The following is a 22,376-nucleotide window of genomic DNA, read 5'->3' as shown; positions in this document are numbered from 1 at the left end:
GGCGCGCCGAGCCTGTCGAAAGCGCACCGTGCCACAATGTCGCGGTGAGCACTTTCGACGACTACCTCGCAAGCTTCGGCGGCGAGCCGGGCTACCTCAACTGGGCGGCGTTCGGACCGCTCGCGCCGTCGGTGCGTGCGGAAGTCTTCGCAGATGCGGATCTGCTCGGCAGCGGCCGTCCGTCTTCGGTGGCGCTGGTGGCCGAGCGGATCGGGCAGGCGCAGGAGCTGGTGGCGGCGCTGCTCGGGGCGGATGCCGCGGACGTGACGCTGCAGCCGTCGTCGACGCACGGGCTCATGCAGGCGCTGTACGGACTCGGCGGGCATGTGATCGCCTCGACCGGCGAGTTCCCGAGCGTCAGTCTGACGCTGGAACGCGCAGCGCAAGCCTCTTCCGGGGCACTGACCGCCCGCTGGATCACACCGGCGGACATGCGCGTGACACCGGATGCCCTCGCCGAGGCGCTCGACGACGATGTCACCGCGCTCGCCGTCAGCCACGTCGACTTCCGCACCGGGTACCGCACGGATCTCGCGGCGCTCCGCGAGGCCCTGGGCCCGAACCGTCTGCTCATCGTCGACGCCGTGCAATCCTTCGGCATCCTCGATGACGACTACTCAGCGGCGGACGTCGTGGTCGGACACGGCTACAAGTGGCTTCGCGCCGGCCGCGGCACGGGTTTCGCCTGGTTCTCGTCGCGGGCACGAGAACGCATCGCCCCGGTTCTGAGCGGTATCACCGGCACAGTGGCGGAGGGACTCTTCGTCGATGAGTTGCCGGCCCCGGCGGCATCCGCTCAGGCCTACACGATCAGTTCCCCCGACCACCTCGCTGCGGCGCGCCTCGCGGTCGGCCTCCGCGAGATGCACGATGTCGGCATTTCGCTCATCGAGGCGCGTCTGGCCGAGCAGGTCGACGCGGTGATCGAGATCGCAGACCGTCACGGGATCGAGGTGCGCTCTCCGCGGGAACGCGACGCGCGCGCGGGCATCGTCGCGCTCGCTCCGGAGGAGCCGGCGCGCATGGCGGCGGCGCTCACCAACGCCGGAGTCGTGATGACGGCGCGGGGCGAGACTGTGCGGATCGCGCCGCACGCGGGCACCGACAGCGAGACATTCCGGATGCTCGACGAGGCGATCGCGGCATACGGCAACGAGACGTTAATCAGCGCGTAACCGATTGCTGGCGTGTCGAGCCCGACGTATGTCGGTGCGGCGTCGTACCTTCTAGGCATCGGGCATGGCGCCCGATCGGGTCGGCCTTCAGGATCGCGACTCGTGGCCCCCTGGTCGACTCGTTCGCATAGCCGGGAAACATCCCGGGTCGGGAGTGGGTCGTGACCACACGTACAGCGCAGCAGTCCACCAGCACCGCGCAGCAGGCCACCCGAAAGACCGCGCGACGGTCGTCCTCAGCAGATCCGGATCAGGATCTGCGCACGTACGTGCTCGACACGTCCGTGCTGCTGAGCGACCCGCAGGCGTTCTTCCGATTCGCCGAGCATTCGGTCGTGCTTCCGGTCGTCGTCATCAGCGAGCTCGAGGGCAAGCGGAACGACCCGGAGATCGGCTACTTCGCGCGTCAGGCTCTTCGGCACCTCGATGATCTGCGCGTCGAGCACGGCCGGCTGGATTTCCCGGTCGAGGTCGGCGAAGGCGGAACCCTTCGCGTCGAGCTCGGCAACACCGACCAGTCGGTGCTGCCGGTCGGCATCCGACTCAGCGACAACGACAGCCGCATCCTCTCGGTGGCCATGCACCTTTCCCAGGACGGTCAGGAGGTGACGATCGTCTCGAAGGACCTGCCGATGCGGGTGAAGGCGGCGTCGCTCGGACTCCGGGCGGAGGAGTACCTCGCCGAGCAGGCCATCGATTCCGGCTGGACCGGCATCTCGAACCTCGACATCTCCGGTGATGACATCAGCGACCTCTACGAGAGCGAAGTCGGCATCAGCGAGGAGGCGCGCGGCATCCCGGTCAACACCGGTTTGATCATCCACTCCGAACGGGGCTCCGCACTCGGGCGGGTCACCGGCGACGGTGAGTACCGGCTGGTGCGCGGTGATCGAGAGATCTTCGGAATGCACGGGCGCTCGGCCGAGCAGCGGATCGCGATCGACTTGCTCCTCGACCCTGAGGTGGGCATCGTCTCGCTGGGGGGACGGGCAGGCACCGGCAAGTCGGCGCTGGCACTGTGCGCGGGTCTCGAAGCCGTACTCGAACGACAGCAGCAGAAGAAGATCATCGTCTTCCGGCCGCTGTTCGCCGTCGGCGGGCAGGAGCTCGGGTACCTTCCCGGCGACCAGGGCGAGAAGATGGGGCCCTGGGGTCAGGCGGTCTTCGACACGCTCGGCTCGGTGGTCTCCGGCAACGTGGTCGAGGAGGTCCTCGAGCGGGGCATCCTCGAGGTCCTGCCGCTCACTCACATCCGCGGTCGTTCGCTGCACGACGCCTTCGTGATCGTCGACGAGGCGCAGTCGCTGGAACGCAACGTCCTGCTGACGGTGCTGAGCCGGATGGGGCAGAACTCGCGCGTGGTCCTCACCCACGATGTCGGCCAGCGCGACAACCTCCGGGTCGGTCGCCACGACGGCATCGCCAGCGTGATCGAGACGCTCAAGGGGCACGACCTGTTCGGTCACGTCACCCTGACGCGATCGGAGCGCTCGGCGATCGCCGCTCTCGTCACGGAGCTGCTGGAGGGCGGAGAGCTCAGCTGAACAGACATCGACAGCGGATGCCGTCCAGAGGGCGGCATCCGCTGTCGTGTGTGACGGGGTATCCGCCGCTGTCGCTGATGCCCGCGGGAGGGAACACAGATGCCGCGCGGAGCGAGTCCGCGCGGCATCCGGGTGAGCTCAGGCCTCTGCGTCGGGCGCTTCGGCTTCACGCTTGCGGCGGCTGAGGAACGCGATGCCCGCGGCGGCCAGCAGTCCGGCGCCGGCGAGGATCCCGCCGAGCGGGTCGGCACCTGTCGCGGGCAGCTGCCCGGTTCCCGGCTTCGTCCCTGGCGTGCCGGGGGTTCCCGGTGTTCCGGGCGTGCCAGGGGTGACGGTCGGCGAGGGCGTCGGCGACGGATCCACCGTGGGGGTCGGCGTCGGTGTGGGCTCGATGTCCAACGGGAAGACCTGGACCACGGACGGCCGAGGGATGTTCAGCGTGCCTCCGCCGGCGCCCGCGAGCGGGGCGGGGCGCATCGAGTCCGGGAACTGCGAGGTCGGCTGCTCGTAGCTGCCGTCTTCGCCCGGGTGCTGAACCGAGACGAAGACGCGCTGCTCATCGTCGTGGATGACCGGACCGCAGGTCTCGGCTTCGCGGGCCACCGACAGGAACTGCTCGACGTTGCCGCGCTCCGGTCCGTCCAACGTCACGCGGAACAGGCCATCGTTGTAGCCGATGACGCCGGGCGCGCCGTCGGTGGAGATCCACAGATTTCCGGCGCTGTCGAACGCGAGGTTGTCGGGGCAGGAGATCGGAGAGACCTGATCGGCCGGGAAGCCGGAGAAGTACGCGGTCGAGTTCGTCGCGGGGTCGCCTGCGACGAGGAGAAGCGTCCACGAGAACGCCGTCGCCGTCTGATCGCCACCGGCCTCGGTGATCTCGATCACGTGGCCGTCGCGGTTCTCGTTGCGCGGGTTGACCTCGTCGGGGCCGGCCGAGCCGGCAGTACCGCGCTTGGTGTTGTTGGTGCACGCGACGTAGACACGGCCGGTGACAGGGTTCGGCTCGACGTCCTCCGGGCGGTCCATCTTCGTCGCACCGACCTTGTCCGCAGCGAGGCGCGTATAGACGAGGACTTCCTCGACCGACATCCCCTCGACGACGGACGCACCGCCGACGACCAACGGCAGCCACTGGCCGCTGCCGCCGAATCCGCCGTCCGTGGGCACGGCGCCGGATCCGTCGATCTCGACCGCAGGCGAGTCACCGGCGAAGCGGGCGACGTAGAGGTCGCCGTTCTCGAGCAGTGTCATGTTGTGCGCCCGGTCGCCCTCGATGAACGAGTCGCGCGAGACGAACTTGTACAGGTAGTCGAAGCGCTCGTCGTCGCCCGTGTAGGCGACGGCCTTGCCGTTCTTCGCGATGATGACGTTCGCGCCCTCGTGCTTGAGGCGTCCGAGGGAGGTGTGCTTGCGAGGCACCGACGTCGGGTCCGTCGGGTCGATCTCGACGATCCAGCCGAATCGGTTGACCTCGTTCTCGAACCCGGGTGCGCGGGCGTCGAACCGAGGGTCGACGTGCTCCCAGCCGCGGGCTGTCTCGGCATCCTTCAGGCCGTAGCGCTGATCGCTGGCCGACGTGCCGACCGAACGGAAGTAACCGTTGAAGTTCTCCTCACCGCTGAGGATCGTGCCCCAGGGCGTCGTGCCCCCGGAGCAGTTGCCGAAGGTGCCGAGCGGCGTCGTGCCGGCAGGATCTGCGGCGGTCTGCAGCAGCGCCGAGCCGGCAGCCGGGCCGGTGAAGGCGTAGGGCGTGTCATCGAGGAAACGACGGTTGCGCTGGCCGCCGACCACCGGGCTCCAGGAGGCCGTCTCGTCGGCGCGGGTGAGGTCGACCACGCTGAGGCCGTGGGCCTTCAGGCCGACGCGGCGCACCCGGTCGAGGTCTCCGGCGAGCTGGTCGGCGGGGAACATGATTCCCTCATTGGTGTACTCGTGATTGACGAACAGGATCGCCGTGGTGGGCGACGTCCGGATCACATCTGTGTAGTCGACGTTGTAGCCGAACTGTCGTGCCTGAGCCTCGGGCGTCTGGTCGGCCGCGTCGAAGGCGGGGCTGTCGTTGAACATCGGATCGCCCCAGCGGATGATCGGCGCCCAGTCGAAGCCGGTGGGGACGACGAAGCTGTCGACCGTGTAAGCGACCGGGTCGATCGGCGTGAATCCGAAAGCGCCGGTCGCTCCGACGGGAGCCATCGGCACTCCCGACGCGGCGGTGGCGGACTGCGCACCGGTCAGCGCGGGGGCGAGCACGATGCTCGCGACGGCGGCGGCACCGAAGCCGAGTACGGAACGGCGGGACAGCTGTGCGTCGATGATGTCGCGGAGGTAGCCGTTCGACGAGGTGTTGCACACCCCGTCCGCGCACGCGTTCGCGCACTTCAGGTGGCAGGTGACTGCACTGCGCTTGCCTCGCACGTGACCTGCCATGGGCAGGCTCGTTCGACCGATGTTCATGACCACGGGGACTCCTCAAGCGGGGGTGTTCGGGGGAGCAGAGCGCTCGTGCCCCAGCAGACCAAGCCCGGGTGTCCGGCAGGTGAACCTCAGGAAAAATCGGGCTGTACCGAAGGCGGAGAAAAGGCCGACCGCGTTGCTGGGAGGTGTGTTCTGGGTAGGTCCGTGGCCGGAACGGCGTCACACCTGTCGGACGTTGTTGCACCTGTCGGACGTCTTCTGCCCCGGCATCCGACACCTGCAACAACGTCCGACGGATGCGGTGGATCAGGCGTGGTCCCGAAGCCGTCGGAGGGCACCGAGGATCGCCGCCTGAACCGTGGGCCAATCGTGGATCACCTGCGCGTAGTCGAAGCGGAGGGTTTCGTAGCCGAGACGGGATGCCGCGGCATCCCGCACCAGATCTTTGTGCCTGTTCGTCTCGCCATCATGATTCTCTCTGCCGTCGACTTCGAGGATGAGCCGGGCGCCGACGAGGAAATCCACCCTCCCGACGCCGGCGATCCGCACCTGACAGGTCAGCGCGATGCCCAGGATGTGGAGCCGCAGGCGGAGCAGCGATTCCAGGCCGCTCTCGGCATCCGAACGGGCCAGGTCGACAAGCCAGCGAGCGGATGCAGGAAGGGAAGCGCGGATGCGGAAGCGGCCCGCAGTCGAGAGCCGGCGAAGCATCCATGCCGATTCGAAGGCTGCGAAGAACGCCTCATCGCCCTGGCATCTGTACAGGTGAACCAGGGCTCGCTCGATCGAAGCCGGGCCGATCTCGGCCTTCCCCCGGTAGAAATGGCTGATGCACGCGCAGCCCGCGTGCCGATGCACCCTGCCCTTCGTGCCCATCCACACATGCGGCTCCGTCGTCTCGGGCAGAACCCAGATCCGCTGCAGACGGAGAAGCGACGTGCAGGTGAGCTGCCCGCCGTGGGCGGCCGCACTCCGGAGATCCTCCGACACCTGAGGTGCCGCGAACACGCCGGTACGCAGGCGGTCGATGCGTCCGGCGGCGACCTCTCGCGAGAGCGTGGTCCGCGACACCCCGAACTGCTGCAGTTGCGTTCCGCGGGCGACGCCGCCCAGCTGAGTGATGAGGGCTGCCGGTTTCAACATCCCCTCAGGATGCTGGTCGGGAACGTTGCGTCGACGGCGGAGCGTGCGTTGTGGATCGATTGCTGCCTATCGCTGTTTGTGCAGGAAGAGTGGGAGTGGAGTGGGATGTCGCACCTGTCGGACGTTGTTGCAGGTGTCGGATGCTGCGGCCGAGAACGTCCTGCAGGTGCAACAACGTCCGACAGCTGTGACAAGGCCTTAAAGCAGAAACAGAGAACGCAGAAACGCGGATGCCGCGAGGAACGAGTCCTCGCGGCATCCGCGTTTCGCAGGGTGTGTCAGCCCGGGTGGGTCATCGACAGCAGGTCGAGCTTCTCGTCCAGCTGCTCGAGCGTGAGCTCACCGCGCTCGACGTATCCGAGGTCGATCACGGCGTCGCGCACGGTGATGCCGTTCGCGACCGAGTGCTTCGCGATCTTCGCCGCGGCCTCGTAGCCGATGAGCTTGTTCAGCGGCGTCACGATCGACGGGCTCATGCCGGCGAACGCGGCCGCGCGCTCGAGGTTGGCCTGGAGACCGTCGATCGTCTTGTCGGCGAGCACGCGCGAGGCGTTCGCGAGCAGGCGGATCGACTCGAGGAGCGCGGTGCCCATGACCGGGATGGCGACGTTGAGCTCGAAGGAACCGGATGCTCCGGCCCACGCGACCGTCGCGTCATTGCCGATCACCCGGGCGCAGACCATGAGCACGGCCTCGGGAACGACCGGGTTGACCTTGCCGGGCATGATCGAGGACCCAGGCTGCAGGTCGGGGATGTGCAGCTCGCCGAGTCCGGTGTTGGGGCCGGAGCCCATCCAGCGCAGATCGTTGTTGATCTTCGTCAGCGAGACGGCGATGGTGCGCAGGGCGCCGGATGCCTCGACGAGGCCGTCGCGGTTCGCCTGAGCTTCGAAGTGGTCCTTCGCCTCGGTGATCGGCAGCTCGGTCTCGGCCGCGAGCAGCGCGATGACCTTCTGCGGGAAGCCGAGAGGCGTGTTGATGCCGGTGCCGACGGCGGTGCCGCCGAGCGGAACCTCGGCGACGCGGGGGAGTGCCGACTGCACGCGCTCGATGCCGAGGCGGATCTGACGGGCATAACCTCCGAACTCCTGGCCGAGAGTGACCGGAGTCGCGTCCATCAGGTGCGTGCGACCCGACTTGACGGCATCCTTCCACAGCACGGCCTTCGCCTCGAGGGCGACGGCGAGGTGGTCGAGCGACGGGATGAGCGTGTCGATGAGCGCCTGAGTGACGGCGATGTGCACCGAGGTCGGGAACACGTCGTTCGACGACTGCGAGGCGTTCACATGGTCGTTCGGGTGCACGTTCGCACCGAGGATGCCGGTCGCCAGCGTGGCGAGCACCTCGTTCATGTTCATGTTCGACGACGTGCCGGATCCGGTCTGGTAGGTGTCGACCGGGAACTCGGCGTCATGCGCACCCGAGGCGACCTGATCGGCCGCCGCGGCGATCGCGTCGGCGATCGCACCGTCGAGGGTGCCCAGCTCCTTGTTCGCGAGCGCTGCAGCCTTCTTGATCCGCGCCAGTGCGGCGATCTGCGTGGACTCCAGACCCTTGCCGGAGATGGGGAAGTTCTCCACCGCTCGCTGGGTCTGCGCTCCGTACAGGGCGTTCACGGGAACCCGCACTTCGCCCATGGTGTCGTGCTCGATGCGGTACTCGATTTCGGTCACTGCTGTTCCTCCAGATGTGACGTTGGGCCCTCAGGCCGGGATCTCGGAGCCCGCGTCGATCGCGAGCCCCACGGAGACGATGGGCACGGCCGTGCCCTCGCTGAGTCGGTAGTTGGCGCCCACGATGCCCAGTCGGCCGTCGGCGACGGCTTGGCTGATGAGCTCGGACGACTGCAGCAGGTCTGCCACGGTGTTGCGCAGGTGCTCGCGTCCGACCATCTCGGCGTCGATGTCGGCCGGCGAGGATCCGCCCTGCTCGGCCAGGACCTTGCGCGCGGCAGGGATGATCGGGGCGATGAGTTTCCAGATGTGCGGCGGCAGGGGTTTCGCGTCGATCGCGGTGCCCGCGATGGCAGCACCGACGGCTCCGCAGGCATCGTGGGCGAGGACGACGATCAGCGGGACCTGGAGAACCTCGACCGAGTACTCCAGGCTGCCGATGATCGACTCCCCGATGACCTGGCCGGCGTTGCGCACGACGAACAGGTCGCCGAGGCCCTTGTCGAAGATGATCTCGGCCGAGAGGCGGGAGTCCGAGCATCCGAACAGGGTCGCCATCGGGTACTGCGCGGCGACGAGGTCGTTGCGACGTTCGACATTCTGATTCGGATGCCGCGGCTCGTCGTTCACGAACCGTCGGTTTCCCTCCTGCATCTCCTGCCAGGCGGCCGATGGCGTGAGTCGACGTGTCATGAGGTCTCCGAGAGGGCGCGGATCTGCGGGGCGATGGATTCGGCGAGGTCCGCCGTAGTCTCGGCCGACATCGAGCCGTACAGCAGCACGTAGTCGTCGCCGGCCTGAGTGCCGATCGCGTAGCTGACGTTGTCTTTGGCGGAGTCGCCGATTCCGAACACGTCCCACTCGAGGCCGCCGATGCGCACGGTGTCGGTGGGAGCGATGCCGTTCAGCCGCTGCGGGGCCCAGGACGAGTCGGCGTCGAAGGCCTGGGCGAGCCGCACGAATCCGCGCTCATCCTGCGCGGCCGGAGCGAGCGTGACGTTCCAGACGACGGTCTCCCCGCTCTGCAGCTCGGCGGCGTTCACACGCCAGAACTTGCCGAGCTCCGGAACGATGACCGGGCTCTCCAGCGTCGACTCGACGTTCTCGGCGATGCCGGCGACGTCGATGCGCTCGGCGGCCACCGGCTCACCGCGGGGCACGGCGAAGATGATGACGGCGACGATCGCCAGTGTCACCAGAAGCGCCGCAACGAGGTTGCGGACGTTCTGGCTCGACCGATACGTCTTGCTCGACGCGGCCTTACGCGCCGCGGTCTCGTCCGGCGTCTCCGGACGGCCGAGCTCGGCGACGATCGGCGGGGGCTTGCTCATGAGGCGTCGCCGCCGGAGGTCGGGGAGTCGGATGCTGCATCCCGTGCCGCGTCCAGCCGGCGCTTCGCGCCCAGCAGCCACTCTTCGCAGCGAGCGGCCAGTGCTTCGCCGCGCTCCCAGAGCGCCAGCGAATGTTCGAGCGTCGGCGCGCCCTGTTCGAGCTCGGCGACGACGCGGACGAGCTCGTCACGAGCGGCCTCGAACGACAGCGTCTCCATAGGGGTGTCGTTCAGCGCGCTCACCCCTCCATCCTACGGCGTGCAACGGACACCACTGGCGGAGCGTCAGGTGCTCTCCGGGATCTCGCCTTCGGAGCGGGCGGCGACCGAACCTCGGTCGACCGTGATCGTGAGCGCGCTGCCGGCCGGAGCATCGGCCGCGTCGCGGAGGATGACCCCGCCCTCGAGGTGCGCGATCGCGTAGCCACGAGCGAGCGTCGCAGCCGGAGACAAGGCGCGCAGTGAGGCGCGGAGTTCGGTCGTCTTGCGGCCGGCGGTGTCCAGTTCGCGGGTGACGATGTCCCGTCCGCGCGAGAGGAGCAACCAGACCTCCTGCGAGCGGGAGTCGATGATCGGCGCGGGGGAGCGCAACACCGGCCGTGAACGCAGCTGCTCCAGTTGGGCGATGTCGTGCGAAAGCCGCTGGGTGAGGCGCGTGGCGACGCGGGAACGGAGCTGCGCGATGAGGGCACGCTGCTCGCCGACGTCCGGAACCACCCGTTTGGCGGCATCCGTCGGCGTCGAGGCGCGCAGGTCGGCGACGTCATCGAGCAGCGGATGGTCGTTCTCGTGGCCGATCGCGCTGACGATCGGGGTGGATGCCGCGGCCACCGCTCGCACGATGCGTTCGTCGCTGAACCCGAGCAGAGTCTGCGGGTCGCCGCCGCCGCGAGCGATGATGATGACGTCGACCTCCGGATCGGCGTCGAGTTTCTTGAGCGCGGCGAGGGTCTCCGGAACGCAGCGGTCGCCCTGCACGGCTGCGTACTCAGTGCGGAACCGCACCTGAGGCCAACGCAGTTCGGCGTTGCGGTGCACATCCTTCTCGGCGTCGGATTTCTCGCCGGTGATCAGTCCGATCACGTGCGGGAGGAAGGGGAGGCGTTTCTTGCGCGCTGGATCGAAAAGGCCCTCCTGGCGCAGCTGGATGCGCAGTTTCTCCAGCCGCTCCAGCTGATCGCCGAGCCCGACGTGCTTCATCGCCGCGACCGTGAAGCTGAAGTCGCCGCTCTTGACGAAGTAGTCCGCCTTCACCGCGGCGACGACGTGATCGCCGATCCCGAGATCGGCGGGGATCCGCGCCCGCACGCTCGACCAGATCCTGATGGAGATCTGCGCGTCCGATTGCGTGTCCTTGAGGCGGGCGAAGACGTTGCCGGAGCGCATGTTCCAGCTGGTGATCTCGCCTTCGACCCACACCGTGTTCCAGCGGGCGACGAAGTCGCGGATCGTCGCATTGAGCCGAGCGACCGAGGTGGGTGCGTCGGCAGTCGATTCGCGGGGAGCGACGGAATCGGCCGGCGGAGTCTCGCCGGGTCCTGTCGCTGCTTCGAAGACTGTCATCGGGTCCTGTCGGGTGGTTCTTTCAGGCAGAGGGCTCTCCGGCCCCCTTCAGGTGTGCGCCGGTAGAATTGAGAGGTGACCTCGACTGCTGTGCACCTTCCCGTCCCTCGCATCCCACGCGTACGCGCGGCGAGCGGGCGGCTTCAGGATAACCCGGTCGACGGACAGAAGCGGATCCTGCTGGCCGCACCGCGCGGATACTGCGCCGGCGTCGACCGCGCTGTCGTCGCCGTCGAGAAGGCCCTCGAGCGCTACGGCGCGCCGGTGTACGTGCGGAAGCAGATCGTGCACAACATCCACGTCGTCACCGAGCTGGAGGCGAAGGGAGCGATCTTCGTCGAGGAGGTCGATGAAGTACCCCAGGGTGCGCACGTCGTCTTCAGTGCGCACGGGGTGTCGCCGGCGGTCGTCGATGCGGCATCCGATCGCGGCCTGCACGCGATCGACGCGACCTGCCCGCTCGTCACCAAGGTGCACCGCGAGGCCGTGCGATTCGCTCGGGACGATTTCGAGATCCTGCTCATCGGCCACGAAGGACACGAAGAGGTCGAAGGCACCGCGGGCGAGGCTCCGGACCACGTCACGATCGTGAACTCGCCGGCCGAGGCCGACACCGTCGTGGTGAAGGACCCGTCGAAGGTCGTCTGGCTGTCGCAGACCACCCTTTCCGTCGACGAGACGATGGAGACGGTCAACCGGCTGCGTCTGCGGTTCCCCGAATTGCAGAACCCGCCGTCGGATGACATCTGCTACGCCACTCAGAACCGTCAGGTGGCGATCAAGAAGGTCGCGGCGAACGCAGACCTCGTCATCGTCGTGGGATCGTCGAACTCCTCCAACAGCGTGCGGTTGGTCGAGGTCGCTCTGGAGTACGGCGCGAAGGCCGCCTATCGCGTCGATTACGCCGAGGAAGTGGAGCAGTCCTGGCTCGACGGCGTCAACACCGTCGGAGTCACCAGCGGAGCATCCGTCCCCGAAGTCTTGGTGCGCGAGGTGCTCGCAGCCCTCGGCGATGCCGGGTACAACGACGTCGAAGAGGTGCGCACCGCGGAGGAGGACCTCATGTTCTCGCTGCCGAAGGAACTGCGCCACGACGCTTCGGGACAGCGTGACGACCGGGCCCTCGGCGGACGCGCCAGCAACCCCGACGCGTAGCGGCCTGAGAGCCGGCCATGGCCGGTGCGGTTAGCATTGCCGGATGACCGGACAGCTGCCCCAATACGGTGAACTCGCGACTCCTGAGGAGCAGCGGAGGGCCGCCGGCCTTCCACCCCTGGGTGAGGATGCGGCTGATCCCTCGATGCCTCCGGCAGTACCTGCAGCCGCGGCCGTTGCGACCTCCGCTCGCAGGCGACCGGTGGACCGGATCGTCACGATCGCTCTCCTCGCGTACGGACTCGTCAACGTGATCGTCACCGCGATCTCCTACCTCGACCTGCCGACCGTGATGAACGAGAGCATGAAGATCCTCGGCATCGACGGCGAGTTCACGAACTTCGCGCAGGGAAGGCTCTGGGGCACGTTCGCTGCGGTCCTTCTCCTGGTCGGCTGGACGCTCACGGCGCTGCTGTCCGTTCGTCGCCTGCGGCAGGGCAAACTCAGCTGGTGGGTGCCGCTGGTCGGTGCCGCCGCGACCACATTGGTGGTGTCGATCTGCATCATGGTGCCGATGATGGGGGACCCCGCTTTCATCGCGTACGTCGAGTCGATGGCGACGCGGTGACCGTCGCGCGTCTGGTCGCCGTGTGCGCGGTGCATCAGCTTCGGCCGGATGCCGGCTCCATCGGCACGACCGCGATCGACAAGCGCCCGGTGGACGGTGCGGTCCGTATCCGTCCGTACGGCGTGTACGCCGATGTGCAGGCGGATCGCAAGCACCACGGTGGGCTGGACAAGGCGCTGTACGCCTATTCCGAAGAGGATGCCGCTTACTGGTCAGGCGAACTCGGACGCGACCTTCCCCCTGGCTGGTTCGGCGAGAATCTCCGTACCGAGGGGATCGACGTCAACCGAGCGCTCGTCGGCGAGCAGTGGCAGATCGGCGAGAGCGTCATCGTCGAGGTCACCATGCCCCGCACTCCGTGCCAGACCTTCGCGCGCTGGGTCGGGGGCGATGACGAGCGCGGATGGGTGAAGCGATTCTCCGAGGCGCGTCGCCTCGGACCGTACCTCAGAGTCGTGCAGCACGGCCGGGTACAGGCCGGTGACGAGATCGTCGTTCTGCATCGGCCCGAGGGAGCTCCCAGCATCCTGGACGTGTATCGGGGGCCGTGAACCGGCTCTGCCTCGAGAACACGGATGCCCCCGGCCGCAGCGGCCGGGGGCATCCGTGTTCTGGTACTACTGGGTCAGCTCTTGGACTGGCCGTGCGAGCCGAGCTGGCGCGTCGACTCGACGACGCGAGCCGCCATCGCGGTCTCAGCGACCTTGCCCCACGCGCGCGGGTCGTAAACCTTCTTGTTGCCGACCTCGCCGTCGACCTTCAGGACGCCGTCGTAGTTCTTGAACATGTAGTCGGCGATCGCACGGGTGTACGCGTACTGCGTGTCGGTGTCGATGTTCATCTTGATGACGCCGTTGGCGACCGCGAGCGCGATCTCTTCGTCGGTCGAGCCGCTGCCGCCGTGGAAGACGAGATCGAGGGGCTTCGCGCCGGTGTTGTACTTCGCCGCAACCTCGGCCTGGATCTCGCCGAGGAGCTCGGGGCGCAGCTTGACGCCGCCCGGCTTGTAGACGCCGTGCACGTTGCCGAAGGTGAGGGCGGCGATGTAGCGGCCCTGCTCGCCGAGACCCAGCGCCTGCACGGCCTGGTCGACGTCGGCGAAGGTGGTGTACAGCGCCTCGTTCGAACCCTCGTGCTGAACGCCGTCCTCTTCGCCGCCGACGACGCCGATCTCGACCTCGAGGATCGCGTTGATCGCCTTCATGCGGGGGAGTAGCTGCTGCGCGATCTCGATGTTCTCTGCGAGCGGGACAGCCGAGCCGTCCCACATGTGGGACTGGAAGATCGGGTTGCGGCCGGCCTTGACCTCGTCTTCGGAGGCGGCGATCAGTGGCTCGACGAAGCCGGCGAGGGCGTCCTTCGGGCAGTGGTCGGTGTGCAGGGCGACGGTGACCGGGTAGTTCTTCGCAACCTCGGTGGCGTAACGGGCGAACGCGAGGGCGCCGGTGGCGCGGGCCTTGACGGTCTGGCCGGCGAAGTAGTCGGCGCCGCCGGTGGTGACCTGGATGATGCCGTCGGAGCCGGCCTCGGTGAGGCCCTGCAGGACGGAGTTGATCGTCTGCGAGCTGGAGACGTTGAAAGCGGGGTACGCGAAGCCGCCGGCCTTCGCGCGGTCGAGCATTTCAGCGTACTGATCCGGGGTGGCGACGGGCATAAGAACTCCTGCGTTAGGGAAAGCCGGGACAGCTGTCACTCTATCGGGGCAGGCGTGCGGATGCCGTCGGCATGACGCCCGCACGAAGGGTGAGATACGCCACCGTTAAAAATCAGGATTCCTTCGTTCGATCGGGCGGGAAATGCGCCCGATTCGCACCACCCGATCGCTAGGCTGACCGCATGGTGAGTCTGACGGCCGAACTGAGCCCCCTGCATCCTGACCGCAACCTCGCGATGGAGCTGGTGAGGGCGACGGAAGCTGCGGCCATCCGCGCCGTGCCCTTCGTCGGACGAGGCGACAAGCTGGCAGCGGACGGCGCGGCGGTTGATGCCATGCGCGCATTCCTCGGCACCGTCGACTTCCAGGGCCGCGTCGTCATCGGCGAGGGCGAGAAGGACAACGCCCCCATGCTGTTCAACGGTGAGGTCGTCGGCACCGGGCGCGGGCCTGAGTGCGACATCGCCGTCGACCCCATCGACGGCACGTCGCTCACGGCGGCCGGTCGTCAGAACGCTCTCTCGGTTCTCGCGGTCTCTGATCGCGGATCGATGCTCGACGCGTCGAGTGTGTTCTACATGGACAAGCTCGTCACCGGCCCTGCAGGCGTCGGAGTCGTCGACATCCGCCTCCCCGTCGGGGAGAACATCCGCAGACTCGCCGCCGCTCTCGGCAAGCCGGTCGACGAGATCGTCGTGTCGGTGCTGAACCGTCCGCGTCACGAGCAGCTGATCCAGGAGATCCGGGATGCCGGTGCAGGCACCCGCCTGATGAGCGACGGCGACGTCGCCGGTGGAATCAACGCCGCGCGTCACGGAGCCCGCACAGACATGTGCGTCGGTGTCGGCGGCAGCCCCGAAGGTATTGTCACCGCGTGCGCGATCAAGGCGCTCGGCGGTCACATCCAGGGGCGGCTGTGGCCGCGCGACGATGACGAACGCCAGCGCGGCATCGATGCAGGGCTTGACATGGACAAGGTCTACGAAGCCGACGACCTCGTGCGCGGCAACAATACGATCTTCGTCGCGACGGGCGTCACCGACGGACAGCTGGTCGACGGCGTCCGCCGTGAGGGCGAGTACCTCTACACGGAGAGCGTCGTGCTGCGAGGAGCCTCGGGGACCCTTCGCCGGATCGCCTCGGAGCATCTCGTCTCGAAGTGGCTCTGATCGGCGTCCTCTCCTCCTGAAACGCCGCGCTTCGGTCGGTGACCGAGACGGCAACGGCTCCATCGTTACCGACCCGGTACCGCCTGGATGCGCCCCTAATCCGTCGGTTTCTCGTGCTTCGTGTCACAATTGGGACTGGGTTTGTCGCCGTCGACGGGGCCACCGAGCACCGCAGGCACAGGAGGGCAAGCAGATGACAACGCAGCAGGATCGTGGCGGAAAAGCCGCTCCCGTGGTGCATGTGACCACGAACACAGGTCGCATCCTCCGTGTCAATCCGGCCGATGTGGATGCTGCTTCTCTGCCCGCGGCGACGGTGAGTGCCGTCGCCGGCGGCGCGTCGCACGCAGACCCTGCTCGCCGGACCGACGTGCTGTTCCGCAAGCGCCGCGACGAAGGTCACGAGCTCAGCGCCTGGTGGATGATCGGTGCCTTCCTCGTGAGCAGCGGTCTCGTCATCGCCCTGCTCAGCGGCGTTCCCGGCATCGCCTGACCCGCCGAGACGACGGGCTCGATCCGGAGGTCAGCGCTCGATCCGGGTGTCAGTGATCGTGCTTCTGCTTTGCGGTTGCCGGATCAGTGGTCGCGCGTGCGCTCTGCGGCCACGGCATCCGGCGCGTCGTCCTGCAGACGCGCGCGCACGTCTCCGACGTCGGCCTGCAGTCCCTCGGCACCGAGTTCCTGGCCGGTTTCGGTGACCTGGTCGGCTTCGGTTTCCTGACCGGTTTCGTCGACGCGGTTGTCGTCTTCGGCCGGGTCGGTTCCGGCGATCAGCTCGGCTGCGGTGAAGCGGCGAGTCGGCGCGGTGATCGTCGGCGGCGCCGTGCTCAATGACGTCGTGTCGATGCCGGGGAACTGACGAGCCGTGACGAGGACGCGGCTCTCCAGTGATCCGGCGAAGCGGTTGTAGCTGTCGACGGTGCGTTCGAGCGCTCGTCGCAGATCGTCGGCGTGACCCGCGAGGGTTCCGAGCCGGTCGTACAGCTGCGTGCCGAGGTTCAGCAGTGCGCGTGCCTCGGTGGAGACCTCCTGCTGGGTCCAGGTGTACGCGACCGTCTTGAGCACCGCCCACAGATTCACCGGCGATGCGAGGGCGACGCGCTTGCTGAACGCATAGTCGAGAAGCGTCGGGTCTTCGTCGATGGCCGCCGCAAGCAGAGACTCGCTGGGAAGGAAGCAGATGACGAACTCCGGGCTGGCGTCGAGGCCCGACCAGTACGCCTTCTTGGCGAGCGCGTCGACGTGGGCCCGCACGGCCTTCACGTGCCTCTGCATGTGCGCGCGGCGCTGCGCTTCATGGGCGTCGCCGCCGGGCAGAGCGGACGCTTCGAGATACGCGTCGAGGGGGACCTTCGCGTCGACCGCGATCGAGGCGCCACCGGCGAGCCGGATCACCATGTCGGGGCGACCCTGACCGCGATCGGAGGAGATCGTCGCCTGGAGGTCGAAGTCGACATGACGGGTGAGTCCGGCGGCCTCGACGACACGGCGCAGCTGTGTCTCACCCCACACTCCGCGGGTGGCGGTCGAGCGCAGTGCTCCGGCGAGCGTCTCGGTCGTCGCCCGCAGGGCCTCGTCCGACTCCTGCGCTCGGCGCAGCTGCTCGGTCAGCGAGCCGAACTGGGCATGCCGCTCCTGCTCGAGTGAGGCGACCTTGTTCTGCATCTGCTGGAGCGATTCGCGCACGGGGGCGAGTGCGGTGAGCACGGCGTTCTGCTGCTGCACACGCTGCGCCTCGGCCCGCTGCTCGGTGCGCGCGTGCTCGACCGCGTCGCGATACAGGTCGTACTGCCGATCGCGATCATCGCGGGCGGCGGCCAGCTCGGCGTGCGCGCGGGCCAGATCGGCGGCTCCACGGGAGGCACGCAGGAACCAGCCCACCGCGGCACCGGCCGCGAGGGCGATGACGACAAGAGCGACGATCAGCGGAGCATCCATATCCTCATGATGCGCCCGGGGTCGGACATTCCGGTCGGGGCGCTCCGCGGCGTCGCCGGGTGGGGGTGCCCGCGGGGCCCGCAACGGCGGGGTCAGGCGACGGCGCGCACTGGGGCGGGTGCCGGAGCATCCGTCACCCGGATGCCGAGAACCTGAGCGAGCGCGTGAATGTCTGCGGCATCCGACCGGCGGGCGGCGTCGATGACGATCTGCGCGCAGGCCCGGGCATCCGCGAGAGCGTCGTGATGCGAGAAATCTCCGAAACCGGCGGCGGCTGCGGCGACCGGCAGCCGGTACGAGTCGAGGTCGTAGATCTTGCGGGCGACCTGCAGGCTGCACAGCGATCGGAACGGCGGGCACTCGTCGCCGGTGGCCTCGGAGGCGCGACGCAGGACGTTGAGATCGAATCCGGCGTTGTGGGCGACGAGCACGTCGGCACCGGCGAACGCGCAGAGGCGGTCGAACTGCTCGGACCAGGTCGCTGCCGTCTGCACATCTTCCGGACGGATGCCGTGGATGCGGACGTTCCATTCCTGGAAATCGTCGTGCCCGGCGGGCGGCTGGATCAGCCAGCCTGCAGTGGCGACGACCTCGCCGCCGCGGACGCGGACGAGTCCGACGGAGCAGGCGGAGGCGGGGCTGGAGTTCGCCGTCTCGAAGTCGATCGCGGTGAAATCCAGTGGCACGTCACAACTCTCTCCCGCGTCCCTGGAGCCATCGCGCAGACTCGCCGTAGGCTGGCGACATGGCACGCGAGCAGGCGACATCCTTCGGCGCAGAAGCACTCAAGTACGAAGTCGGACGACCCGACTATCCGTTCGAGGCAGTCGCGTGGATGCTGGAACCGATGCCGGACGGTTCACGCCGGATCGCCGACGTGGGTGCGGGCACGGGCAAGCTGACGCGAGTGCTCGCGAAGGCCTCGGACGTCGAGATCGTCGCGATCGATCCCGACCCCGCGATGCTCGCGACCCTGCGGGACGCGGTCCCCGGCGTGCCGACTTTCGCCGGGACGGCCGAGCAGCTGCCGCTGCCGGATGCAAGCGTCGACGCTGTCGTGCTGGGTCAGGCCTGGCATTGGGTGGACCCGATCGTTGCATCGGCCGAGATCGGGCGCGTCGTGCGCAGCGGTGGGGTGCTCGGGCTGATCTGGAACATCCGCGATGAACGGGAGGCGTGGGTGCGCCGACTGACCGAGATCATGCACAGCAGTCCTGCGGAGAACATGGTGAACGGTCCGGATGGGCCTCGAGTCGCAGAGCCGTTCGGCGAGGCCGAGTCGAGGCGCTGGGAGTGGAACCGTCCGATGAACAGGATGGAACTGCACCACATGGCGTTCTCGCGCAGCTACCTCATCACCGCATCCGACGAGGAGCGTGCACAGATCAAGCAGGAGATGGACGAGTTCTTCGACGAGCTCGGTCTCGGCGACGGCACGATCGACATGCCCTACGTGACGACGGCGTTCCGCGCGTTGCGGGGCTGACGTCGGGCGGCCGTGGCGTCGCTGCATCCCCAGATCAGGAGGATGTCCCCAGATCAGGAGCATTCAGCCGCAGACGTCCTGATCTCGGGTCGTCGTCCTGATCTCGGGATGCCGCGTCCGCTCTCCGCAGCTTCCGCCCGGCCTTGACGGCCACGGCAGGTAGACTCGTACCCCGTGGCTCTCACTATCGGAATCGTCGGCCTGCCCAATGTCGGCAAGTCCACCCTCTTCAACGCACTCACCAAGAACGATGTGCTCGCGGCGAACTACCCGTTCGCGACGATCGAGCCGAACATCGGCGTGGTGAACCTGCCAGACCCGCGTCTCGACAAGCTGGCCGAGATCTTCGGCAGCGAGCGGATCCTGCCGGCGGCCGTGTCGTTCGTCGACATCGCGGGCATCGTCCGCGGTGCGAGCGAGGGGGAGGGGCTGGGGAACAAGTTCCTCGCGAACATCCGTGAAGCGGATGCCATCGCCCAGGTCGTGCGCGGCTTCGCCGACGATGACGTCGTGCACGTCGACGGTGCGGTGAACCCGGCATCCGACATGGAGACCATCAACGCCGAGCTCATGCTCGCCGACCTCGAGACCGTGGAGAAGGCGATCTCCCGGTACGAGAAGGAAGTCCGCGGCAAGAAGATCGAGCCGGTCGTGCTCGAGACCGCGATCGCGGCGAAGGATGCTCTCGAGCGCGGCGTGCTGCTGTCGGTCGCCGGCATCGACCTGACGCCGATCCGCGAGCTGGGTCTGCTCACCGCCAAGCCCGTCATCTTCGTCTTCAACGTCGATGAGGCAGTGCTGACGGATGCCGATCGCAAGGCGCAGCTCGCCGAACTGGTGGCTCCGGCCAAGGCGATCTTCCTCGATGCGAAGATCGAGTCCGAGTTGATCGACCTCGACCCCGAGGACGCCGCCGAGCTGCTCGCGTCGACCGGTCAGGACGAGTCCGGTCTCGACCAGCTCGCCCGCATCGGCTTCGACACTCTCGGGCTGCAGACGTACCTGACCGCCGGCCCGAAAGAGGCTCGCGCCTGGACGATCGGTAAGGGCTGGAAGGCGCCGCAGGCCGCTGGTGTCATCCACACCGACTTCGAGAAGGGCTTCATCAAGGCGGAGATCGTCTCGTTCGATGACCTCGTCGAGACCGGCTCCGTGATCGAGGCCCGTTCCAAGGGCAAGGCCCGCCTCGAGGGCAAGGACTACGTCATGCAGGACGGCGACGTGGTGGAGTTCCGCTTCAATAACTGACTGCATTCCGCTCCAGCGGTGATCACGCGCGGGAGCACTGCGGAGATCCGTTCAGACGGAGCGACGCTCGGCGCGGAGCGCGATGGTGATTCCTGCGTCGATGCCGAACAGCGCGCACATCGCGAAGGCGCTGATTCGGCGGCCGTTCCGGGCGTACTCGCGCGCGAACACGAGGTGAAGCAGGCTTCGTACCGCAACAGCACACCACCGCCAACGCGTTGTCCGGCCGGCGATGATGGCGATACCAAGGCTGAGGTCCACTGCTCCGAGCGTCCGCCGGCCATTGACGCTGGTGTCGGCAAGCCCGAGCCATCGCCCCGCCATGTACGGCGTGAAGGCCAGGAGGCCCCCGAGGACTGCCGAGACCACTCCAACGGCGTCGGCGGCGACGGTGATGAAAGTGGTCTTGGGTACGTGCATCGGCAGAAACCTACCATCGGTGTCGTGGCAGGGGTCCGAAGTCGCAACGCTCCACCTCTGCCGGCGTTCATCTGCAAACATGTCACCATGTCCAGCACAACCACGCTCACGGCGACCCTCGCTGCTCTCTTTCTTGCCGCGACCGCTCTCGCCGGGTGCGCCGCCACGGCACCGCAAGCGGACCCGTCACCGACGTCGACCGTCAGCGCCACACGAACTCCGGACTACCTGACCGCGCTGCCTGCATGGGCGCTTGAGTCCACACCGTGGCTCGTCTATCCGGAAGGCTTCAAGTGCTGGGGCACTGAGGGGTGCGGGAACGACTACCGTGCGTTCTTCGGCAACCCCGGCCCAGTCTTGCCCGACGGCGTCGAGTACTACGATCCGGCGATCCACAGTTGGGTCAAGCCGGCGGACCAGTAGCCAAACGCCCAACTCTGACTCACGGCTCGGCATTCTCAGATGTCGAGCACACCAGCGGTGAAAGAGCGCTCGACCCAAGCCACGAGCTGGACCCCGCGCTGAGGGCCTAATTCGAGGACGAGGGAGAATAGGTCCGTGCGCGAGGTCGTCTTCACCCGTTCGAATTGGATGCCATCCGTGGTGACGGTCGATGGCGTCCTCCGGCTTGTGGTGGTCGGCGGGGCCGACGCCCTCCACGGGCCCCGGGAGTTCACCGTCCCGATCAGCGAGGAGTGCGGGGGAGTCCTGCGGGACAGTCTGGCCCGGCACTTACTGCTCCACAGCGCGCTGCTCCCGCTCTGCGATGCCGCCGGCATACGCCGACCGTGGGATGAGGGGGCGGCCGCCGCGCTGTTGGTCCCTGTCCTGCTCGGGACGCACGACGAGGTCGACGCACTCTTCGCGCGGATCCGCTGGAACCGTCGTCTCCTCCTCGCCCACGGCGCGAGTCTGTCGCTGCTCGACCAGGGAAGGGTCGTCGAGGCGACGATGTCGGCCAAGGAGCGCGCGGACTGGTCGCGGGTCCCGCGCTAGCCACCCGTGTGCCGTCCGAATCTCCTGAGTGCGGATGTCCGAGCCCGGTGGCAGGATGGGCGCATGCCCGAGTCTCCGGAGGTGCAGGCGCTCGTCGAGTTCCTCGACGAGCGGATCCAAGACCATGTCATCGCGGGGTTGGACGTCGCCGAGTTCCGCATCGTGAAGACGCGCGATCGTCCGCCCGCCTCCGTCGTCGGTGCCCGGATCAGAGGAATGCGGCGTTTCGGCAAGCACGTCGGATTCGACACGACTGCGGGCTGGCTGATGATCGGATTCGGCCGCAACGGCTGGATCCGGTGGCAGCCCGAAAGTGACCCGGCGGACGAGCAGCCGGTACCGGAGGTCGCCAGGATCACGCTCGAGAGTGGTGCCGTGATGCGCCTCGTCGACACAGGCGACTTCCTCGCCGTCACAGCGTCGGTCGTGGATGCCCCCACCGACGTCGCCGGCATCGCCGCACTCGGACCGGACCCGCTTTCACCGAACTTCTCGCGCGAAGACTTCGAGCGCGGCCTCGGCGCCCGGCGGAAGCAGATCAAGGCCCTGCTGCAGGAGCAGGCGTCGCTCGCCGGAATCGGCAACGCCTACTCCGACGAGATCCTGCATCGGGCGCGGCTTCCGCACACCGTGCACGCCGCAGCACTCGACGCAGAGGCGAGGGAGCGACTGTTCCACGCCGTCATCGACATCCTGCGGGCCGCAGTCGCGGACCGTCTCGGGCTGCCGCCCGACCGCCTGAAACAGGCGAAGGTCGAGGCGATGGTTGTGCACGGACGCGGCGGGGAAGCATGTCCTGTATGCGGCACGACGATCCTCGACCACGTCGTCGGAGGAGCATCCGCACAACTGTGCCCGCACTGCCAGCCCGAACTCACAGTCGGCTGACGAGGCGC

The 22,376-nt window shown here is 67.8% G+C and carries 23 protein-coding genes; 12 read left to right on the top strand and 11 right to left on the bottom strand.

Annotated features, from left to right (window positions below; translation table 11 throughout):
* The first annotated feature begins 44 nt into the window (after window positions 1–44).
* Together LTA6_RS00240 and LTA6_RS00235 are read left to right on the top strand one after the other, a co-directional pair.
* Window positions 45–1,175, top strand: coding sequence for an aminotransferase class V-fold PLP-dependent enzyme (locus LTA6_RS00240; protein ID WP_341975432.1), 1,131 nt, complete (start codon window positions 45–47; stop codon window positions 1,173–1,175).
* A 161-nt stretch (window positions 1,176–1,336) separates the two neighbouring features.
* Window positions 1,337–2,719 (top strand): PhoH family protein, encoded by a 1,383-nt coding sequence (locus LTA6_RS00235; protein WP_341975431.1) that lies wholly within the window; start codon window positions 1,337–1,339, stop codon window positions 2,717–2,719.
* A gap of 138 nt (window positions 2,720–2,857) precedes the next feature.
* Here the strand turns inward: LTA6_RS00235 and LTA6_RS00230 are convergent, their stop codons facing one another.
* The 7 genes from LTA6_RS00230 to xseA form a co-directional block, all read right to left on the bottom strand.
* Entirely contained in the window at window positions 2,858–5,176 is a 2,319-nt protein-coding gene (locus tag LTA6_RS00230) for a PhoX family phosphatase (RefSeq protein ID WP_341978477.1), read from the bottom strand.
* 267 nt (window positions 5,177–5,443) lie between these two features.
* Window positions 5,444–6,280, bottom strand: coding sequence for a DUF559 domain-containing protein (locus LTA6_RS00225; protein ID WP_341975430.1), 837 nt, complete (start codon window positions 6,278–6,280; stop codon window positions 5,444–5,446).
* Window positions 6,281–6,558: 278 nt separating this feature from the next.
* Entirely contained in the window at window positions 6,559–7,953 is a 1,395-nt protein-coding gene (locus LTA6_RS00220; protein ID WP_341975429.1) for a class II fumarate hydratase, read from the bottom strand.
* A 30-nt stretch (window positions 7,954–7,983) separates the two neighbouring features.
* On the bottom strand, window positions 7,984–8,646 hold the full coding sequence (locus LTA6_RS00215) for a carbonic anhydrase (RefSeq protein ID WP_341975428.1): 663 nt from the start codon (window positions 8,644–8,646) through the stop codon (window positions 7,984–7,986).
* Window positions 8,643–9,284 (bottom strand): DUF4245 family protein, encoded by a 642-nt coding sequence (locus tag LTA6_RS00210; protein WP_341975427.1) that lies wholly within the window; start codon window positions 9,282–9,284, stop codon window positions 8,643–8,645. The genes LTA6_RS00215 and LTA6_RS00210 overlap by 4 nt, the downstream gene beginning before the upstream one ends.
* The gene (locus tag LTA6_RS00205; RefSeq protein ID WP_341978475.1) at window positions 9,281–9,502 is read right to left on the bottom strand and encodes an exodeoxyribonuclease VII small subunit; all 222 of its coding nucleotides are present in this window, start codon (window positions 9,500–9,502) and stop codon (window positions 9,281–9,283) included. The genes LTA6_RS00210 and LTA6_RS00205 overlap by 4 nt, the downstream gene beginning before the upstream one ends.
* 66 nt (window positions 9,503–9,568) lie before the next feature.
* Window positions 9,569–10,846, bottom strand: coding sequence for an exodeoxyribonuclease VII large subunit (gene xseA, locus LTA6_RS00200; protein ID WP_341975426.1), 1,278 nt, complete (start codon window positions 10,844–10,846; stop codon window positions 9,569–9,571).
* Window positions 10,847–10,957: 111 nt separating this feature from the next.
* Here xseA and LTA6_RS00195 point away from each other — a divergent pair, with 111 nt between their 5' ends.
* Genes LTA6_RS00195 through LTA6_RS00185 form a run of 3 tightly spaced genes read left to right on the top strand, consistent with a single transcriptional unit; the run spans window position 10,958 to window position 13,120 of the window.
* Complete coding sequence (locus LTA6_RS00195; RefSeq protein ID WP_407359302.1) at window positions 10,958–12,001, top strand: 4-hydroxy-3-methylbut-2-enyl diphosphate reductase; 1,044 nt, start codon at window positions 10,958–10,960, stop codon at window positions 11,999–12,001.
* Window positions 12,002–12,044: 43 nt separating this feature from the next.
* Window positions 12,045–12,569: a DUF6264 family protein gene (locus LTA6_RS00190; RefSeq protein ID WP_341975424.1), complete on the top strand. Its 525-nt coding sequence runs from the start codon at window positions 12,045–12,047 to the stop codon at window positions 12,567–12,569.
* Window positions 12,566–13,120, top strand: coding sequence for an MOSC domain-containing protein (locus LTA6_RS00185; RefSeq protein WP_341975423.1), 555 nt, complete (start codon window positions 12,566–12,568; stop codon window positions 13,118–13,120). The genes LTA6_RS00190 and LTA6_RS00185 overlap by 4 nt, the downstream gene beginning before the upstream one ends.
* A 74-nt stretch (window positions 13,121–13,194) precedes the next feature.
* Here LTA6_RS00185 and fbaA read toward each other — a convergent pair whose 3' ends face one another.
* Window positions 13,195–14,223, bottom strand: a complete 1,029-nt coding sequence (gene fbaA, locus LTA6_RS00180) for a class II fructose-bisphosphate aldolase (protein ID WP_341975422.1) — start codon at window positions 14,221–14,223, stop codon at window positions 13,195–13,197.
* Between the two features lie 182 nt (window positions 14,224–14,405).
* Here fbaA and glpX point away from each other — a divergent pair, with 182 nt between their 5' ends.
* Entirely contained in the window at window positions 14,406–15,392 is a 987-nt protein-coding gene (gene glpX, locus LTA6_RS00175; RefSeq protein ID WP_341975421.1) for a class II fructose-bisphosphatase, read from the top strand.
* Window positions 15,393–15,585: 193 nt separating this feature from the next.
* Window positions 15,586–15,885 (top strand): hypothetical protein, encoded by a 300-nt coding sequence (locus tag LTA6_RS00170; RefSeq protein WP_341975420.1) that lies wholly within the window; start codon window positions 15,586–15,588, stop codon window positions 15,883–15,885.
* Between the two features lie 83 nt (window positions 15,886–15,968).
* Here LTA6_RS00170 and LTA6_RS00165 read toward each other — a convergent pair whose 3' ends face one another.
* Window positions 15,969–17,330 carry a DNA recombination protein RmuC gene (locus tag LTA6_RS00165; protein WP_407358410.1) on the bottom strand — a complete coding sequence of 454 codons (1,362 nt, stop codon included), beginning with the start codon at window positions 17,328–17,330 and terminating at the stop codon, window positions 15,969–15,971.
* A 92-nt stretch (window positions 17,331–17,422) separates the two neighbouring features.
* Window positions 17,423–18,016 carry a 3'-5' exonuclease gene (locus tag LTA6_RS00160; RefSeq protein WP_341975418.1) on the bottom strand — a complete coding sequence of 198 codons (594 nt, stop codon included), beginning with the start codon at window positions 18,014–18,016 and terminating at the stop codon, window positions 17,423–17,425.
* Between the two features lie 59 nt (window positions 18,017–18,075).
* Here LTA6_RS00160 and LTA6_RS00155 point away from each other — a divergent pair, with 59 nt between their 5' ends.
* Together LTA6_RS00155 and ychF are read left to right on the top strand one after the other, a co-directional pair.
* Entirely contained in the window at window positions 18,076–18,816 is a 741-nt protein-coding gene (locus LTA6_RS00155; protein WP_341975417.1) for a class I SAM-dependent methyltransferase, read from the top strand.
* Between the two features lie 174 nt (window positions 18,817–18,990).
* The gene (gene ychF / locus LTA6_RS00150) at window positions 18,991–20,064 is read left to right on the top strand and encodes a redox-regulated ATPase YchF (protein WP_341975416.1); all 1,074 of its coding nucleotides are present in this window, start codon (window positions 18,991–18,993) and stop codon (window positions 20,062–20,064) included.
* A 51-nt stretch (window positions 20,065–20,115) separates the two neighbouring features.
* On the opposite strand, the gene LTA6_RS00145 is transcribed toward ychF, so the two are convergent.
* Complete coding sequence (locus LTA6_RS00145; RefSeq protein ID WP_341975415.1) at window positions 20,116–20,484, bottom strand: hypothetical protein; 369 nt, start codon at window positions 20,482–20,484, stop codon at window positions 20,116–20,118.
* An 87-nt stretch (window positions 20,485–20,571) separates the two neighbouring features.
* Here LTA6_RS00145 and LTA6_RS00140 point away from each other — a divergent pair, with 87 nt between their 5' ends.
* The 3 genes from LTA6_RS00140 (at window position 20,572) to LTA6_RS00130 (ending at window position 22,368) form a co-directional block, all read left to right on the top strand.
* On the top strand, window positions 20,572–20,907 hold the full coding sequence (locus LTA6_RS00140; RefSeq protein WP_341975414.1) for a hypothetical protein: 336 nt from the start codon (window positions 20,572–20,574) through the stop codon (window positions 20,905–20,907).
* Window positions 20,908–21,042: 135 nt separating this feature from the next.
* Window positions 21,043–21,480, top strand: a complete 438-nt coding sequence (locus LTA6_RS00135; RefSeq protein ID WP_341975413.1) for a DUF6357 family protein — start codon at window positions 21,043–21,045, stop codon at window positions 21,478–21,480.
* A 63-nt stretch (window positions 21,481–21,543) separates the two neighbouring features.
* Window positions 21,544–22,368, top strand: coding sequence for a DNA-formamidopyrimidine glycosylase family protein (locus tag LTA6_RS00130; protein ID WP_341975412.1), 825 nt, complete (start codon window positions 21,544–21,546; stop codon window positions 22,366–22,368).
* The last annotated feature ends 8 nt before the right edge of the window (window positions 22,369–22,376 follow it).

Source organism: Microbacterium sp. LTA6, from assembly GCF_045690355.1.
Lineage (GTDB): Bacteria > Actinomycetota > Actinomycetes > Actinomycetales > Microbacteriaceae > Microbacterium.
The sequence above is the reverse complement of the archived record's forward strand: the minus strand, read 5'-3'. Positions and strand labels throughout refer to the sequence as shown.

Coding starts and splice junctions, on each gene's coding strand:
- LTA6_RS00130 (WP_341975412.1), top strand. CDS start 21,544: ATGCCCGAGTCTCCGGAGGTGCAGGCGCTCGTCGAGTTCCTCGACGAG.
- LTA6_RS00170 (WP_341975420.1), top strand. CDS start 15,586: ATGACAACGCAGCAGGATCGTGGCGGAAAAGCCGCTCCCGTGGTGCAT.
- LTA6_RS00230 (WP_341978477.1), bottom strand. CDS start 5,176: ATGAACATCGGTCGAACGAGCCTGCCCATGGCAGGTCACGTGCGAGGC.
- LTA6_RS00205 (WP_341978475.1), bottom strand. CDS start 9,502: ATGGAGACGCTGTCGTTCGAGGCCGCTCGTGACGAGCTCGTCCGCGTC.
- LTA6_RS00215 (WP_341975428.1), bottom strand. CDS start 8,646: ATGACACGTCGACTCACGCCATCGGCCGCCTGGCAGGAGATGCAGGAG.
- LTA6_RS00210 (WP_341975427.1), bottom strand. CDS start 9,284: ATGAGCAAGCCCCCGCCGATCGTCGCCGAGCTCGGCCGTCCGGAGACG.
- LTA6_RS00190 (WP_341975424.1), top strand. CDS start 12,045: ATGACCGGACAGCTGCCCCAATACGGTGAACTCGCGACTCCTGAGGAG.
- LTA6_RS00145 (WP_341975415.1), bottom strand. CDS start 20,484: ATGCACGTACCCAAGACCACTTTCATCACCGTCGCCGCCGACGCCGTT.
- fbaA (WP_341975422.1), bottom strand. CDS start 14,223: ATGCCCGTCGCCACCCCGGATCAGTACGCTGAAATGCTCGACCGCGCG.
- glpX (WP_341975421.1), top strand. CDS start 14,406: ATGGTGAGTCTGACGGCCGAACTGAGCCCCCTGCATCCTGACCGCAAC.
- xseA (WP_341975426.1), bottom strand. CDS start 10,846: ATGACAGTCTTCGAAGCAGCGACAGGACCCGGCGAGACTCCGCCGGCC.
- LTA6_RS00165 (WP_407358410.1), bottom strand. CDS start 17,330: ATGGATGCTCCGCTGATCGTCGCTCTTGTCGTCATCGCCCTCGCGGCC.
- LTA6_RS00225 (WP_341975430.1), bottom strand. CDS start 6,280: ATGTTGAAACCGGCAGCCCTCATCACTCAGCTGGGCGGCGTCGCCCGC.
- LTA6_RS00140 (WP_341975414.1), top strand. CDS start 20,572: ATGTCCAGCACAACCACGCTCACGGCGACCCTCGCTGCTCTCTTTCTT.
- LTA6_RS00155 (WP_341975417.1), top strand. CDS start 18,076: ATGGCACGCGAGCAGGCGACATCCTTCGGCGCAGAAGCACTCAAGTAC.